This window comes from Vibrio profundi, assembly GCF_043642225.1.
In the GTDB taxonomy this organism is placed as follows: domain Bacteria; phylum Pseudomonadota; class Gammaproteobacteria; order Enterobacterales; family Vibrionaceae; genus Vibrio; species Vibrio profundi_A.
The window spans coordinates 187,401-203,543 of the sequence record NZ_JBHZSF010000006.1 but is presented as its reverse complement, the minus strand read 5'-3'; the positions used below and the strand labels follow the sequence as shown (position 1 = coordinate 203,543).

Annotated in this window: 15 protein-coding genes and 1 riboswitch; of the genes, 6 read left to right on the top strand and 9 right to left on the bottom strand. The window is 44.2% G+C overall.

What is annotated here, in order from left to right; all coding sequences use genetic code 11:
• Nucleotides 1–23: 23 nt before the first annotated feature.
• A riboswitch (TPP riboswitch) is annotated at nucleotides 24–143 on the bottom strand.
• Nucleotides 144–188: 45 nt separating this feature from the next.
• Nucleotides 189–812: a flavin prenyltransferase UbiX gene (locus ACHUFI_RS12025; RefSeq protein ID WP_394249389.1), complete on the bottom strand. Its 624-nt coding sequence runs from the start codon at nucleotides 810–812 to the stop codon at nucleotides 189–191.
• Between the two features lie 36 nt (nucleotides 813–848).
• Nucleotides 849–2,210, bottom strand: coding sequence for a UDP-N-acetylmuramate:L-alanyl-gamma-D-glutamyl-meso-diaminopimelate ligase (gene mpl / locus ACHUFI_RS12020; protein WP_394249387.1), 1,362 nt, complete (start codon nucleotides 2,208–2,210; stop codon nucleotides 849–851).
• Between the two features lie 253 nt (nucleotides 2,211–2,463).
• On the opposite strand from mpl, the gene fbp reads away from it, so the two are divergent.
• On the top strand, nucleotides 2,464–3,477 hold the full coding sequence (fbp, locus tag ACHUFI_RS12015) for a class 1 fructose-bisphosphatase (protein ID WP_394249385.1): 1,014 nt from the start codon (nucleotides 2,464–2,466) through the stop codon (nucleotides 3,475–3,477).
• A gap of 36 nt (nucleotides 3,478–3,513) precedes the next feature.
• On the opposite strand, the gene ACHUFI_RS12010 is transcribed toward fbp, so the two are convergent.
• On the bottom strand, nucleotides 3,514–5,454 hold the full coding sequence (locus ACHUFI_RS12010; protein WP_394249383.1) for a HAMP domain-containing hybrid sensor histidine kinase/response regulator: 1,941 nt from the start codon (nucleotides 5,452–5,454) through the stop codon (nucleotides 3,514–3,516).
• Nucleotides 5,451–6,392 carry an ABC transporter substrate-binding protein gene (locus ACHUFI_RS12005; RefSeq protein WP_394249381.1) on the bottom strand — a complete coding sequence of 314 codons (942 nt, stop codon included), beginning with the start codon at nucleotides 6,390–6,392 and terminating at the stop codon, nucleotides 5,451–5,453. Before ACHUFI_RS12005 ends, ACHUFI_RS12010 begins: the two co-directional genes overlap by 4 nt.
• A gap of 123 nt (nucleotides 6,393–6,515) precedes the next feature.
• Here ACHUFI_RS12005 and ppa point away from each other — a divergent pair, with 123 nt between their 5' ends.
• Complete coding sequence (gene ppa / locus ACHUFI_RS12000; protein ID WP_394249379.1) at nucleotides 6,516–7,043, top strand: inorganic diphosphatase; 528 nt, start codon at nucleotides 6,516–6,518, stop codon at nucleotides 7,041–7,043.
• Between the two features lie 44 nt (nucleotides 7,044–7,087).
• Here the strand turns inward: ppa and ACHUFI_RS11995 are convergent, their stop codons facing one another.
• The 4 genes from ACHUFI_RS11995 to tamA all read right to left on the bottom strand — a co-directional run bounded on the left by ACHUFI_RS11995 (nucleotide 7,088) and on the right by tamA (nucleotide 13,379).
• Nucleotides 7,088–7,447 carry a DUF2799 domain-containing protein gene (locus ACHUFI_RS11995; RefSeq protein WP_394249377.1) on the bottom strand — a complete coding sequence of 120 codons (360 nt, stop codon included), beginning with the start codon at nucleotides 7,445–7,447 and terminating at the stop codon, nucleotides 7,088–7,090.
• Nucleotides 7,448–7,533: 86 nt separating this feature from the next.
• Nucleotides 7,534–7,881 (bottom strand): gamma-glutamylcyclotransferase family protein, encoded by a 348-nt coding sequence (locus tag ACHUFI_RS11990; protein WP_394249375.1) that lies wholly within the window; start codon nucleotides 7,879–7,881, stop codon nucleotides 7,534–7,536.
• A 24-nt stretch (nucleotides 7,882–7,905) separates the two neighbouring features.
• Nucleotides 7,906–11,670 (bottom strand): autotransporter assembly complex protein TamB, encoded by a 3,765-nt coding sequence (gene tamB / locus ACHUFI_RS11985; protein ID WP_394249373.1) that lies wholly within the window; start codon nucleotides 11,668–11,670, stop codon nucleotides 7,906–7,908.
• Entirely contained in the window at nucleotides 11,667–13,379 is a 1,713-nt protein-coding gene (gene tamA, locus ACHUFI_RS11980; RefSeq protein WP_394249371.1) for an autotransporter assembly complex protein TamA, read from the bottom strand. The genes tamB and tamA overlap by 4 nt, the downstream gene beginning before the upstream one ends.
• 172 nt (nucleotides 13,380–13,551) lie before the next feature.
• Between tamA and msrA the strand changes: the two genes are divergently transcribed.
• Entirely contained in the window at nucleotides 13,552–14,184 is a 633-nt protein-coding gene (gene msrA / locus ACHUFI_RS11975; RefSeq protein ID WP_394249369.1) for a peptide-methionine (S)-S-oxide reductase MsrA, read from the top strand.
• A 21-nt stretch (nucleotides 14,185–14,205) separates the two neighbouring features.
• Here msrA and ACHUFI_RS11970 read toward each other — a convergent pair whose 3' ends face one another.
• On the bottom strand, nucleotides 14,206–14,406 hold the full coding sequence (locus ACHUFI_RS11970) for a DUF1107 family protein (RefSeq protein ID WP_394249367.1): 201 nt from the start codon (nucleotides 14,404–14,406) through the stop codon (nucleotides 14,206–14,208).
• A gap of 251 nt (nucleotides 14,407–14,657) precedes the next feature.
• Between ACHUFI_RS11970 and ACHUFI_RS11965 the strand changes: the two genes are divergently transcribed.
• The 3 genes from ACHUFI_RS11965 to ACHUFI_RS11955 all read left to right on the top strand — a co-directional run.
• Nucleotides 14,658–15,209, top strand: coding sequence for a YtfJ family protein (locus tag ACHUFI_RS11965; protein WP_394249365.1), 552 nt, complete (start codon nucleotides 14,658–14,660; stop codon nucleotides 15,207–15,209).
• A 90-nt stretch (nucleotides 15,210–15,299) separates the two neighbouring features.
• The gene (locus tag ACHUFI_RS11960; RefSeq protein ID WP_394249363.1) at nucleotides 15,300–15,590 is read left to right on the top strand and encodes a DUF2607 family protein; all 291 of its coding nucleotides are present in this window, start codon (nucleotides 15,300–15,302) and stop codon (nucleotides 15,588–15,590) included.
• A gap of 39 nt (nucleotides 15,591–15,629) precedes the next feature.
• The coding region (locus tag ACHUFI_RS11955; protein ID WP_394249361.1) for a ZrgA family zinc uptake protein at nucleotides 15,630–16,143 on the top strand (514 nt) is incomplete at its 3' end.

The window sequence follows — 16,143 nt, the reverse complement described above, 5'->3', positions numbered from 1 at the left end:
AGGGTTGAGGGAGGAAATATGTGAATGGTTCCTAACTCAATTCCTACGCCAGCATTATCTGGTTCAGGTTTACGGGTCCCAAGTCATGACTTGATCTCAGCGCGCATTCAGTCTGTGAATGCTTAGCTCCCCGATGAGTGGTTTGGATTGTAATGGGATTTCACTCAATTAGCCAACTAGATCGCTGTCTATGAGCGTTGGTCATATCCCCAGCGTGGGACTAAGCCCTGCTCAACTCCTAAGTGATCCAAAATTCGTGCGACCATAAAGTCCACTAAATCTTCTATTGATGTTGGTTGATGATAAAAGCCTGGAGACGCCGGCATAATCGTGACGCCCATCGTCGACAGCTTATGCATATTCTCCAAATGCAGAGTTGAAAATGGCGTCTCACGCACGACGAGAAGCAATTGACCACGCTCTTTCATGACGACATCGGCCGCACGCTCTATTAGGTTGTCAGACATGCCATGTGTAATGGACGCCACACTTCCTGCAGAACAAGGACACACCACCATTTGTTTCGGCGCCGCAGATCCTGATGCCACTGGAGAGAACCAATCTTCTTTTCCGCAAACCGTTAAGTTGTCTGGGTTGCATTGTAAATGTTCAACTAACGCCGCTTTTGCCGCTTCAGGGCCACTTGGTAACTTTAAGTCGTGCTCAGTCGCCATTACGACGCGAGCTGCCGATGAAATCAGTAAATACACGTGGTAGTCGGCCGCTAATAGGCACTCTAGTAGCCTTAAACCATAAGGCGCCCCTGAGGCGCCCGTAAAAGCTAAAGTGATCGCTTTATTTTTGTTATTCATCTTATCTAATCATTGAATGGCGCAGAGCCCGTTCTGTTATTTAAATTTAATCGCTAATTGTTCAAGCAGCTTTTGGTGAATCCCTTCAAAGCCACCATTACTCATCACGAGGATTTGATCGCTCGGTTGCGCTTCATCGACAATTTTAGCGACAAAAGCATCCATATCACTATCAACATGGGCAGGTTGATGACATTGTTCAGCAATACCCTGCACTGACCATTCAATATTAGCGGGCTGGTACAAATAGGTCGAGTCCGCTTGCTTCAAGGAATCAGCTAACGTTTCTTTGTGCACACCACGCTTCATGGTTGCCGAGCGAGGTTCAAGAACCGCAATAATTTTCTGTTCTCCGACTTTATTACGTAAACCACCCAGAGTAAGTTCAATCGCCGTTGGGTGATGGGCAAAATCATCATAAACCTGAACTCCCCCCACTTCCCCTTTTAACTCAAGGCGCCTTTTCGTATTAATAAACTTAGCCAAAGACTCACAAGCTAAATCTGGGGTAACGCCAACATGACGCGCGGCCGCGATGGCCATCAGCGCATTATCGACATTGTGGTCCCCGACTAAATCCCAATTGACGGTGCCTACGGCTTCACCTTGGAAGATCACGTCAAACCTCGAGCCATCTTTAATCAGTTTCTCAGCCTTCCAGGCTGCGTTTTCACCCGTAAATTCGGTTTCGCTCCAGCATCCTCGGGATAAAACATCTTCTATTGCCTGATCTTTTTGTGGCGAAAAGATGCGTCCGTTACTTGGTACTGTTCGCACCAAATGATGAAATTGACGCTTAATCGCCTCTAAATCATCGAAGATGTCAGCATGATCAAACTCTAGATTATTCATCACTAAGGTTCTTGGGTGATAATGAACAAACTTAGAACGCTTGTCGAAAAAAGCACTGTCATATTCATCAGCTTCCACGACAAAAAACATACTTTCGCCAAGGCGCGCTGAAATACCAAAGTTCCCCAACACCCCACCAACGAGGAAACCCGGGGCATAACCGCAGTCTTCAAGTATCCACGCCAGCATGCTCGACGTCGTCGTTTTTCCGTGCGTCCCTGACACCGCTAATACCCAACGGTCATGCAGCAAGAACTCTTGCAGCCATTGTGGGCCAGATGTGTATTTTAAGTTGTTATCTAGCACATATTCGACACACGGATTACCACGGCTCATGGCGTTACCAATGACCACCAGGTCTGGCTTTGGCTCTAATTGAGAAGGGTCAAAACCTTCGATAATTTCGATGCCTTGAGATTCCAAAAGGGTACTCATTGGAGGGTAAACATTGGCGTCACTGCCCGTCACTTTATGGCCTAATTGGCGAGCCAGAACCGCCGCTCCGCCCATAAAAGTGCCACAAATCCCTAAGATGTGAATATGCATAAATCGCTTCCAAATAAACGCTAAATCAAACTATTGCAATTCTTACCATGAATCCGCGATTAAAAGCGAGCAGCAATGCAAAACAAATTCAGTCGACAAGCTAAGTGAGATCTATGTCGCTTAGTTCATTACCATTAAAAAGATCTAACCCTTACACTTTATTTAGGTGCCTTGATGAATAACGCCCACTAAGAGGCTGAATCCCTTCGGTACCCAAATCCCCTAATTATTCAGAGAAGTTTAAGGAAATAACATGTCTGAGATGCGCACCCTTGGCGAGTTCATTGTTGAAAAACAAAGTGACTTCCCCCACGCAAGCGGTGATCTATCATCCCTATTGTCATCAATTCGTCTTGCTGCAAAAATTGTTAACCGTGAGATCAACAAAGCTGGCCTTGCTGATATCACTGGCGCAAGTGGCGTCGACAATATTCAGGGTGAAGAACAGCAAAAGCTAGACCTATACGCTAACGAAAAGTTTAAAGCGGCACTCGAAGCACGCGATCAAGTTTGTGGCGTGGCGAGTGAAGAAGAAGATGAAGCTGTAGCATTCAATAAAGAACTGAACAAGAACGCTAAGTACGTAGTACTTATGGATCCTCTTGATGGTTCTTCAAACATTGATGTGAACGTTTCTGTTGGTACTATTTTCTCTATCTACCGTCGAGTCTCTCCGATTGGTACACCTCCAACAGAAGAAGATTTCTTACAGCCAGGCAATAAGCAAGTGGCTGCGGGCTATGTGATTTACGGTTCTTCTACCATGTTGGTTTACACCACAGGTAAAGGGGTAAATGGTTTCACATACGATCCATCTCTGGGTACGTTCTGCTTATCGCATGAAAACATGATGATCCCTCAAGACGGTAAGATTTACTCGATCAACGAAGGGAACTACATCCGATTCCCAACTGGTGTTAAGAAGTACATTAAGTACTGTCAGGAAAGTGAGCCAAGTGACAATCGTCCATACACGTCTCGCTACATCGGTTCACTAGTTGCAGATTTCCACCGTAACCTACTCAAAGGCGGCATTTACCTGTACCCAAGTACTGAAAGCCACCCAACCGGCAAACTGCGTTTACTTTACGAATGCAACCCAATGGCTTACATCGTCGAGCAAGCGGGTGGCGTAGCCTCTGACGGTGTGAATCGTATTATGGATTTGAAACCAACCGAGCTACACCAACGTGTACCGTTCTTTGTTGGTTCAACCAACATGGTGAAGAAAGTTGAAGAGTTTCTTGAGCTGAATCGAGACGACTAACTCCATTTCATCTTGATTACATAATTCACGAGCAAGCTATTGATTAATCACATTAGCTTGCTCGCTTCTTTTTATATTCACAAGATAATCGTGGATCTCATGCACGCCTTCTTTTGTGAGGGGTTTCACCAAAAAGCAGTTCATTCCAGCGTCGTAACACCTCTGTTCCGTTTCTTTCAGCGCACTCGCCGTTAACGCAAAAATGTAACTCTGCCTAGATGATTGCAGCAAACGGATCTGGCGCGTCGTTTCATAACCGTCCATTGAAGGCATCAAGCAGTCCATGATAATCACATCGTAAAAGCGCTTACGGCACTTGTTGATAGCTTCGATGCCGCTCAAGGCAATATCAATATCCAGCCTATCGTGCTTTAACATTTTACTGGCCACGACCGTATTCACCTTAGTGTCATCAACAATCAACATGGTCAAGTCGCGTTCAAATATTTGTGGCTCTTCGAACGGCTCAGCTAATACCTGAGCGTTTTGGTTATAAGTCACCACATCGAACTCAAAGAAGAATTTAGAGCCTAAGTCCGGATCGGAGACAACGTGTAGTTTCCCGCCCATTAACTCTATTAATTGGGAGGTAATATTTAACCCGAGCCCTGTTCCACCATATTTGCGCGTTGTACTCGAATCGGCCTGAGAGAATTTATCAAAGATGTTTTCAATCTGATCCTTAGTCAAACCGATCCCAGTATCTTTCACTGCTAGCTTTAACCGCAGCCCTTGCCCATCAATCGGCTTCGCTGTTAAAGCTATTTCCACCTGCCCCCTTTCGGTAAACTTAAAGGCGTTATCGACCAGATTAATCAAGACCTGCTTTAAGCGAGTACTATCAATACCCACATACAATCGATTCTGCGTTTGATTGACGAAGGAGAAAGCAATGTCTTTGTCTTGGATTCTAAATTGGAAGAGCGCCACGATTTCTTCGAGAAGCTCAATAATATTGACGGGTCTCAGTTCCAGTTGAAGCTTACTGGCTTCTATTTTTGATAAGTCCAAAATATCATTCACAATGGTCAGAAGCTGTTCACCAGAGTGGGTAATTAACTTTACGTACTGCTGCTGTTCTTCATCGAGTTCTGTGGCTTTCATTAGTTCACCACAGCCAATAATGCCGTTCAGTGGCGTGCGGATCTCGTGAGTCATTACAGCAAGAAATTCATTTTTCGCAATCACCGCCGCTTCACTTTTCTTTTTCTCTTCTGAAAGCGTTTCATTTTCAATCGCTAGGCGACGCATCAAAGAGTCATAAGCAAAAGCGAGTCGACCAAATTCATCATTAGGGTCGAGTGACTCCTGAGAGGATTGCGGTAACGGTACAGACAGAGACACTGCGTTCACAAGCAGCTTAATCGGTTTCAGAACAACCTTTGCAACTGAAATGTAAAGTCCAATGCCCACTATGGTTAAGCCTATAAGTAAACCAACCATAAGAATCGTCATGAAATAAGTTAGCTTAGTTTGTTCAGTCGTCGGGTCTAACAGCAACACCATAGTTAGCGGCTGAGGAGGGATATTGGGGTCAAAGAAGAGCGAGAATTTATAAATGAATCGATAATACTCTCCAGCCTTAGAAAACTGACCACTTTTGCCTTCGACTAAAGCGTTAAACAATGCGTCTTTTACGTCAGGCTCTAAGATGTTATCAATCGCTCGATTGGTAAATCGATTACGGTTAGACGCAAGTATAATCGCTTCTTGATCTTTCAATAGCGCCACAAACTTAACGTCTTGAAAGCTCCCCGTAGAATTAGTCACCCGAATCAGATTAGCGCTAGTCACTTTGGTTTCAGCCGCAATGACATAGGACTCCGCTAATTCTAACGCCCGCCCTCTTAGCTGCTGTTTCAGCACCATCTCATAGCTAAATAACATAATCGCCGCGATAATGGCGCACAGTAGTAATAAGCTCCCGACTAAAGGAGTCACCAGTTTCCGAGCGATTCTTTTTTGAGGGAAGTTCATCGTGTAGGCACCCTCACTTTGTCTTCAATCGCTCCACATTCAAAGCTTATTGATCGATTTTCGGAAAGTACCGAGCAGACCTCTTTGGCATTGTTAATGAGGGAACGATCCGAAAGAACCGAAGTCTGCATATTTTCACCAACAAGCTGCAGTCCTAGCAAAGCTTGCTCAAACTCTTCAACAGTGATCCCTTCTCGCTCCGCCATGATCGCATAGGCTTCTTCAGAATGGTTACGAGAAAATGCTAACGCTTTCCCCCACGCTTGGTGGAACCGAGTCACCCACTCTGGATCTTGTTCAATGACTGACGATTTGATTGACACCACGTCGATCACTTGTTGAGGCACTTCAGAGCTATCAAACAATACATGGTAATTAGGGTCTCTCAGAATTTGCGTTGAGAATGGAGGGTAAGTGACTGCTGCATCAATTCTATTACTCGAGAGTAAACCCTGGATTTCCAGCTGCTCAGAGTTATCAAGCTTGACATCCTCCAAGCCAAGATCCACTTTCTGCAACCCTAAATGGAGCATAAACATCCCTAAAGATCCTAACTCTGCTGAGACGGTTTTCCCCTTTAGTTCAGTCAAACTGCCCAGATCTTTTCTGGTCACAATAACATCGCCACCATTTGAGTAATCCGGTAGCAACACGAGCGTTAGAGGCTCAGGAGACTCTCCAACGGCGTGGACGACCTCGATCATGGTACTTGCCATACCATCAACGCGCCCTTGAAGATACGTCCGTTGAACGTCGGCAAGTGAGGCTAACTCAACCAATTCAATATCAAGCCCAACCTCTTCAAAAATCCCTTTCTGATCGGCTAGATATAAAAACTCATAGCCAGGCCAAGGATTGATCGCAATTCTTACTGTTTTTTGATCTTGCCTCCCACATGAAACTACAAGCATACAGCTCAATAGTAAGATCCATTTCATTTTATCGCTGATCCTTGTCTATTGGTTCTTTCTTAAATATAGACAAATTGCCACATGATGCTGATAGTTATATTGAATACTAATCGTGGAATGAATCATTGAATCCAATCTAAGGAGATACGAATGAGTTTAAACAACGTTCCAGCTGGGCTCTCTCTACCCGATGATCTATACGTTGTCATCGAGATCCCCGCCAATGCAGATCCGATCAAATACGAAGTCGATAAAGACTCCGGCGCAGTTTTCGTTGATCGTTTTATGTCAGCCCCTATGTTTTATCCGTGTAACTATGGTTACGTTAATGACACGCTATCTCTAGATGGAGATCCGGTCGATGTTCTAGTACCGACTCCCTACCCGTTAATGCCAGGCTCTGTTATTCGTTGTCGACCGGTGGGGGTGCTGAAGATGACTGATGAATCAGGGGAAGATGCGAAGGTCTTTGCCGTTCCACACTCAAAACTCTCTAAAGAGTATGATCACATACAAAATGTCGATGACATTTCCGCTCTCTTAAAAGCTCAAATCACACAGTTTTTTGAAAGATACAAAGAACTCGAAGCTGGAAAGTGGGTGAAAGTAGATGGATGGGATGATGTCGATGCGGCTAGAAAAGAGATCCTCACATCCTTCGAAAGAGCTAAAAAATAAATGCCTAACAAAAAAAAAGAGCCAACGATGTTGGCTCTCTATATTCAGAAAATCCCACCCGCCATTGAATGCCGTCCAGCGTTATAATCGTCTCTGAACCAAATACTAATTTGGTCGCAAATACCCAAATACTGCTTACCTTTGACACCCAAAATATAGGCATTTTGAGTGCAATACTCAGCTCTCCCCACTTCATAACCTTGTGAGTAAGCGGCATAAAGCTTTTCGTCTAGAATAGAGCCATTGGACATTTTGACGAGCGATGCTTCTGATAATTTAATACTTCCGTTGAGCGCACGCTCAGTACCAAAGGCTTGCCACGCTTCCTCCGTAGAAGCCACTGGCAGTGACGTTTGAACACAGCCAATCAGTAATAGCGATACAAGTAACCCAAGATATCTCATAATTTCCTCCACTTGAAATAATGACTACTCTACGACTCATATTCAGCTGACTGACTCACTTAAGCGAATATCACTACCAATATAATTTAAGCTCTTTTACACCAGTCGCCTGTCGTAATCTCATCACTTAAACTATACGTGTTTTGATATAAATAGATCCAAGCACAACCAAATGGTGTTTCTAGCGTTTCTCTGCGATACTCCACTGGCACATCTTCTAATTCATCAAGCCGACTCAATATGGAGTCATCGATTAAATAGACCTCACCTAGAACACTTTTCTTTCCTTCAATGACAGCAGGGTACGCACCAAGGTCATACAAAGCATACTGAGGTGGCGTTAAAAAATCCCCTAGTCGCTTAGCGTTTACTAAATAATGATGGTTAGACTCACCTTTTCGTAACGTCCCATAGACAAATACCAAATGCTGCATAGCTAACCCCTCATTATTTCTCATTTAGTTAAACTCAAATTGATAAAGAAGATCGACCGCACTGTCTACCCCAGAAACCGCTTCCATATAAAGATCTTGCATCAATCGATAACGAACCGTGAATTCACCTAACGACGTAAAGATCCCCACACCATATTTCACCTGTAACCCAGGTAATACATAGCCACTCACAGTCACTTGAGAATCATCACCAGAACCAGCGGTATCCAACTGAAGATCTTGCACGCCAAAGGCTTCTCCAATTTCTCCAACCACTTCACCACTTTTCGCCAAACTTAAGCCAATTAACGTGGTAGTCATTGAGTTACCACCAGACTCACCATCAATATCTTGCCCACGTAATAAGTAGGACAAGGCATTGGCTTGCGGCATTGCCGGATCAGAATAAATCTCGATGGCCGGTTCAGATGCAGGCCCAGTCACCCTAACCCCAGCTGTGACATCATCTTGAGTATTATCTGGGTTTCTTATCGCGCTAATAGCAACATAAGGCTGATCAGCTGGCCCATTCATTAAGATTTTGCCTTCGTTAATCAGCAAGTCTTGCCCAAATGAACGATACGTACCATTTTCGATATTCACTTCACCCGTAATAAATGGCCCTTTATCTTTCTGCGAGACATTAAGACGGCCGACTAAGCCCCCTTCTAAACCAAATGCGGACAACAGGAAGTCATCACCAATTGAAATATTGATATTGGTTTCAACATCAAACGGAATTTGATTCGCCCCGTCAATTGGCTCCAAGTTAGCGTCTAATAACACTTGGTCTTTGGACACCGCGACAGCACTAGGAGGTAACTCTTCTACAACAATTCGCCCCCACGGCAAGGCAATGTTGCCATCAATTTTGGCCAGCTTAGGCGTTACTTTGATGGTCATATCAGGCTTAAGTTTGATCTTAACCATAGGAGGCAGATCCACTTTAAGCTCTTCAGCAAAGACACGCACTTTTGAGCGCCAATGTTTTAGATCTTGCCAATCACCATCCCCTTCCACTGTAAGTTCGCCATCCGGTGTGTGAATCCCAGCATTTAAGTTGGCACTGTAGCCTGTGAAATTCAGTTCAACCTTGCCCTCTTCAACATCAATCGGAGTAACGTCGCCTTTTAGTTTCATCTTATCGATGGTGAACTGACCAAAGACTTGTGGATGCTTCATGGGGCCTTTTACTTGTAAATCCGTTTGCAGCAGCGCTTCTAACAAGCTGTAATCACCCACAATCGGCTTAAGGAAATCTAAGTTAAATGTCGTCAACGACACTTTTGCATCAATCTCCTTATCTGCAGCTAGCAAGTCTGGCAAGGTCACTTTACCCGATAGATCACCATTCTCAGTCACATCAATGAGCCAATCAGCTTTCAACTGATTGTTGATCACGTGGGCGTTAAGCGACGCGCTTTCCCAACCAATCTGCAAAGGGTTTTCCAGTTTTTGCACCACGTTACCTTTCAGTAGCGAAACTTCGAGTTTCACCTCCGGAGGAGCATCTTCTTGCCATTTCGCATAAGCGGTCGCATCGACATTGCCTTGTAATTGCGTCGCTTCTGGAATGTATTGCTTAACTTGATCGAAGTTGAACTGGCTAATCGCTAACTTGGCTTCACCGGATTTCCCAGCCAGAATATCTTCTGTTAAACACACACTCGAATCAGCCTGTAACCAACAGTGAGCTTGGACATTCGCGGTTTGCTTATCCACATCTACTTTAATGTCTGCCGGAGCCTGTAACTGCCATGGACCTTGTTCAGACGTCACCTTAACTCGCTCTAACTTACCATCCCAAATCATTGTCGGAGATTGGCTTAAGCTTCCTGAAATGGCCAAGCTCGTTGAGACAATATCAGAGAGCACATCAAGGGTAAGTCGGTGTTCTTTTTCTCCACCAGCCACTTTCAGCATTACGCTATCAATCTGATTATTTTGATATGAGGCTTGTGTAACCGACAAAGTCACATCCGCTTTAGGATGTGGCAATGGGCTGACTTCACCTTGCAACGCAATATTCTTAACGGTGGCTTCATCATTCCAGTTTACGTTATCGACATTGAGAGAAAGCTGAATATCCGGCTCTAACATCGCGCCTTTTAAATGAATGTCTCCCAATACCGAGCCTTCCAACTCTGGTACACTTTTGGCCAAATCAGGAAAGTTAACTGACACATCCATCTGCCACTCTTTATCAAGCAACCCTTTAGCACGCAAAGAGTTCGGGCCATGAGATAAAGCTAAGCCTTCGGTATTCACTCGAACATTCCCATCAGCTTCCACATCAGATGCGGTTAACTGACCTTCAATGTTAAGTGGGTATTCACGTAAAATGCCGTCAATATCGAGCGTGGGTAAATTCACTTTCCAGCCACCAGCTTTGGTTAGCTCTCCCGACGTTTTTAGCTCACCACTGATGTTTCCTTCAGCTTCTGGCCATTGCAGCCCCGGCTGTATATCTTTTAATGCTAATTCCGCTTGCCAGTTAATCGGCGCTTTCCAATTCGCCATCACTTTACCAGCTACTTCTCCGCCCAAAGTCACCACTTTTATGGCATCCAAGTCGATTTGCTCTAAAGTCCCGTGACCATTCAAATCGATTAATAACGGAGGAATGGTTTTACCGACTACTTTGGTTTCTAAATCAAGCAGGTAACCGTCTAATGAGCCATTCGTATTTAGGTGAGCGATATCCACTTGATAGTCACTTTTCCCTGTCAACGGCCACTGAGCGACACCATCACTTAACGATAAGTCAAAAGGCAATGTGGGGTCTAATGGCTTAATCGAGCCAGCTAACGCCGCTTCAATTACGCCGGAAAACTCGGAGTCAAAACGTAAGTCGGCGACACTACCATCAGCGGAAAGAGATAACTTTTGACCTGCAAGTTCGGTTTCTTTGACGAGTGCACTCAGTGAAAGAGTTAGCGGATAACCGCCTTTTAGCTCCACACTAGTTGAGAGTTCAGCGTTAGCCTGAGGGACATCAAGCTCTAACGTTTTCACATTAACATGATGGCCATTCGCATTAACTTCTAAGCCTAAATGATTCACCACAATTGGCGTGTCTTGCTTCAGGGTAAAGTTATTAAGATCAAAACGACGCCAATCGATACTCAGCGGGATCCACACCTCTGGTAGCACAATCGCCGTTTTTTCTTCATTAGGCTGTTGAGGTGCATTCTCAGGTTCCGTTTTCGCCTCTGTTTTTGCAAGCTCGACATTGAGATCATTAAAGACAGTCGGCGCGATCTTCAGTCGATCACCGTTCATGTTGAGCGCAGTACTCAACAATGACCAATCCACTTTATTCCCTAACACATCTAGCTTGATATCTGATAGAGACAGTTTCCTAATCGAAATGGGTAATGGTGTCGCAATAGAAGTCGCGGCGGGAGTGTCCTCTTTTGGAGCATTCGGATCGGAAGGAGGCAGCTCTGGCATTGCGAATTCAAGCCCATGGATCCCGACTTCTTCGACACAAATCATTGGATCGGCAAAACACCTTGCGTTAACGGCTAACGTAAGACTCTCGACGCGCGTATCGATTTGAAGATTGTCATCATGAAACTGGACGCCATGTAAACTAAATTTAGGAAAGATTGCGCCATCACTGCTTTCAACCTTAAGCTGAGGCAGGGCTTTTTCAGCGCCCCATAGAACTAGGTTAAGTCCTGGATTTGTGAACAAAACACTGGCAATCGCGACACTGATCAGAAGCAACAACAGCAGCAAAGAAATAGACAGCCACTTCGTCCATTTTAAAACCACTTTAATCATAGTTCAGGCCCTAAAGTGAAGTGCACTTGAAACTCGTCTCCTTTGTTGGCATCCAGCCCCCAAGCAAAATCGAGTTTTATTGGCCCTACCGGCGAAGCCCAGCGAACACCTACACCTGTACCGCGCTTCCATTCTGGAGTCTCATTAAAGGCATCACCAACGTCCATGAACGCTGCCGCCCACCAATTTCCTACAACTCGATATTGATATTCAACGGTACTGGTTGCAATAAACTTCGCACCCGATAGCGCCCCTGATTCATCCTCAGGAGAGATGGATTCATACCCGTAACCACGCAGATTATTGTCACCACCAGCAAAGAATCTTAAAGACGGCGATAGCGCGTCAAAATCATCCGCGATGTTGGCACCTACTTCTAAACGGGTTAAACCACGGTGGTTTTCACCTAAGCTTCGAATCCAAGATGTTCGGCCAATCACTCGTACAACCTTAGTTTCCGACAATAAGCTATCGTCACCCGCTTCGACCATAATGCTTTGTTTGTCACCCCAAGTAGGCATTGCTCCACCTTTAGTGCGACTACGAGAAAAAGAGAGACCAGGAAGAACAAACTGACCAACATCGTCTTGAATACCTTGTTCATAGTTTTCAATCAGGTAACGAACAAACGCAGTTCGATGCCAACCGCTGTCTAAACGCCAGTGCCTTTCAAGCGAAAGGTTGGATTCCAAACTTTTCGTATCTCGGTTATCAACATTCTTCATTCCATATTGCACTTGATAATAATCGTTAAGAACATCTTCTAAAGGGATTTTGTACGATGCAGTAATAGTTTGTTCTGGCTTCGAAATCGATAAGCTGCTCTTAAAACTGTGCCCTTGCTCGTTCACCCATGGCTTCTTCCATTTGAGTGTGCCTTTTACCCCCACATCCGTGGAGAAACCAATACCCGTTTCAATTTGGTTTTTCGCTTGCGGTGCCAATGATACTTTCATTGGGATTTCACGGCCCTTCCCTAGATGTTCCAAATCAGGCTCGACAAAGACCGATGAAAACCAATCGGTATTTGATAGATTTTGATTGTATTCCCCGACCTTGGCGACTTCATAAGGTTGGTTAAATTCGTAAGGACGTAACGACTCAACTTTCGCCGTTTCAATCTGGCTGCCGTTAATATCCGTTTTGCCAAAGTGATAACGCATGCCACTGTTGTAGTGCAATCTCACATACGCTCTATTTAATTCAGGCACCACTTCCAAGCGGTTCACTTCGTATGCGCCATCAAAGTAGCCTTTGCTAAGCGCCAAATTTCGCAATGATGACTTGAGAGAATCGTAACGATTGTGATTGAGGATAACTCCCGTTTCCAATTGAGCCTTGTCGATCAAAGCTAAAAAGTCAGGGTCATTTTTCGCTTCGCCGGAAAGCTGAATATCCGACTGATAAATACGCACAGGTTCTCCTTGCTCCACCACTATTTTCAGCTCTGTTTCATCGTCTGACGGATAAAAAGACACGGTTGGATGGTAATAACCGAGCGCATTCAAGGCTTCTAAGATCAGCTTCTCCATTCGAGCTTGGAAACGAAGTGAGGTCGAGTATTCCTCTTCAGGAACACCTAGCATGTATGCATCAACATTGTCTTGTAATGCTCCACTTAAGCCTTCCAGCTCTAATGACACATCCGCTAAAGCAACGTTCGTCGCGAGTAAAGTGCTAATCAGCACTGGCAATGTTTTTCTGATCATGCTTAATTGGGCGAGTAAGTTATCAATACGTTAAGAATTACAAGAAATAATACCGCTAAAAAGATCCTAAGTCTGTAAGAAATAAGGCATTAGAAAGGTCTCATTTAACAACTTAGTGAACTTACTCGAACATCAATCGAGTAAGTCAGGTATGTGATAGAGGAATTGTAAAATGCTCAACAAACAGCAAATGGTAACCGCAGATACCGCCTTACCACATCGCCCCAATAAAATTGAAATCACTGACACTCACTTCGTCAATCAATCTGACCTCAATTCACCGCTAGCTGCAGGGCAACAAGAAGTCCTATTTGGTATGGGCTGCTTTTGGGGTGCGGAACGACTGTTCTGGCAACTTGATGGCGTACTATCCACTTCCGTCGGTTATTCGGGAGGCTTCACCGTCAACCCTAGCTATGAAGATGTTTGTACTGGCCAAACCGGTCACACCGAAGTGGTTCGAGTTGTGTTTGATCCACAAACCTTACCCTTTAAGAAGCTACTAGAAACCTTCTGGGAGCGTCATGACCCGACTCAGGGCATGAGACAAGGAAATGACTTGGGTACCCAATATCGTTCAGCTATTTATACCTTCAGTGAAGAACAATTAGGTCAAGCACTCGCATCCAAGCAGGAATACCAGCAAGCGATTACCGACTCTTTAGCACAAGAGCTCACAACCGAAGTGTTACCCGCTGGAAAATATTATTTTGCCGAGACTTACCACCAGCAATATCTTGCAAAGAACCCTAACGGTTACTGTGGGCTTGGCGGTACAGGTGTTTGCTTCCCTCCTGAAAACTAGGAAAGCAAACTGATTTGAATATTACAGAGGTAGAGCGGCGATAGTGCCGTTCACTTCTTTAAAAATTGAAAGTTTTTGTTTATTCGCAACTTCAGGAAGAAGCACTTTGCCTTGATCGAATTGGAACTGGCCAACGCCGGCAATAGAAAACTGACCTTTGAAAAGGATTTTTACGAAACGCGCAACTTGGCGTGGTCGGTAGGTAGAAAATTCACGTAGCATATACAAACCTCAATATCCATTTGGGGTACAACAGCATTAAGCACTAACTTATTCAATTTTGCTTGCTCTATTAGCCAAGTCCTATGGCTAAACCAATACAATTCAACACTGTATTAGCGAATGCAATACATTATACTTTCCAGAAACAAGACTGCAACATATTTCTACGCCGTACGTTAAACTAACAATTCTGTATTTTATTTAATCCGTATTATACTTCGTTAGCAAATCAACAAACGGAAGTTAAAATAATGAAAAAAAAGAACCTTATCGCTCTCCTACTCGCTACAACTCCATTGCTTGCAAACGCGCATAATTTGACAGTTGGGCAACCCGTCCCTGCCGTTGCAGTTAGCAGTCATGGGGAGATTACACTACAAAACAAAGAAACCAACTATCAAGCTTGGGAAACCAAGCAGCTTTTGGGTAAAGTGCGAGTAATCCAAGCCATCGCTGGTCGTAGCAGCTCAAAAGAATTAAACGCCCCCTTAATGGCAGCTATCACTGCATCTAAGTTTGACGAAGCCAATTATCAAACGACAACTGTGATCAACCAAGACGATGCGATTTGGGGAACCGGCTCTTTCGTTAAATCCTCTGCAGAAAGCAGTAAGCAAGAGTTCCCTTGGTCTTCAATGGTTGTTGATGAAGATGGCAAAGTAGCACAAGCTTGGGAACTTCAAGAAGAAAGCTCTGCCATTATTGTTCAAGACAAACAAGGCACGGTACTTTTCGTTAAAGAAGGCGCGCTTTCTGAAGATGAAGTGAACACAGTCATTAAGCTGATTGCTGCAAACATCTAATAAGTTATTACGAATTTTAGAAGATATTGCTAACGGATATTGTTATATTATAACAATATCCGTTTTTTATATCTCTAAGACCAATTGGTAATGTGGCATTATTCTTCAACTAAGATAAAAATCCTGTCTTGTACGGCATTAGTTTTTATACTGATGCTGAATTTTGCCGTGGTTTCACATTCACTTGATATCGACCCCGATCATCATCTACATCACCAATGTGAGCTTTACTCACTGTCCAAACAAGGTCTATCACATTCTCCTGCTATTTTGCCTTTGCAAAATACATTTCTCTATATATTAGAAAGGCTTGAGATCAGAGATACTGAACGGCTCTATTTTGCCTTTTTGGCTCGTTCTCCACCTAACTATGTCAATTAAGAATCTATACTCATTAATTACATATTTAGGAATACATAAATGAAACACACTTCAATTGCTTTACTGGTTGGTTTCGCCCTTTCAGCTCCTTCTATGGCTGAAGATTCATACCGTTCTCACGATGCGCATGTTCATGGCCACGTAGAAGTAAACATCGCCCAAGATGGTGCGGAATTATTGCTTGAAATCACCGCTCCAGGCGCTGATATCGTTGGTTTTGAACACGCTCCGACAAATAAGCAGGAGCAAGACGCGATCAAGCAAGCGACCGCTCTACTTAACCAGCCGAGTGAAATCTTCCAGTTTGCAAGCAGTGCACAGTGTCAACTCACCTTCAAGTCCGTGACCAATACGCTTGAGTCTGGTCAAAAAGATGAACATGAACATCACGACCACGATGAACACGATCATGACAAACATGAGCATCACGACCATGATGAACACGATCATGACAAGCATGAGCATCACGACCATGATGAACACGATCATGACAAGCATGAGCACGATCATGACAAGCATGAACATCACGACCACGATGAGCACGATCATGACA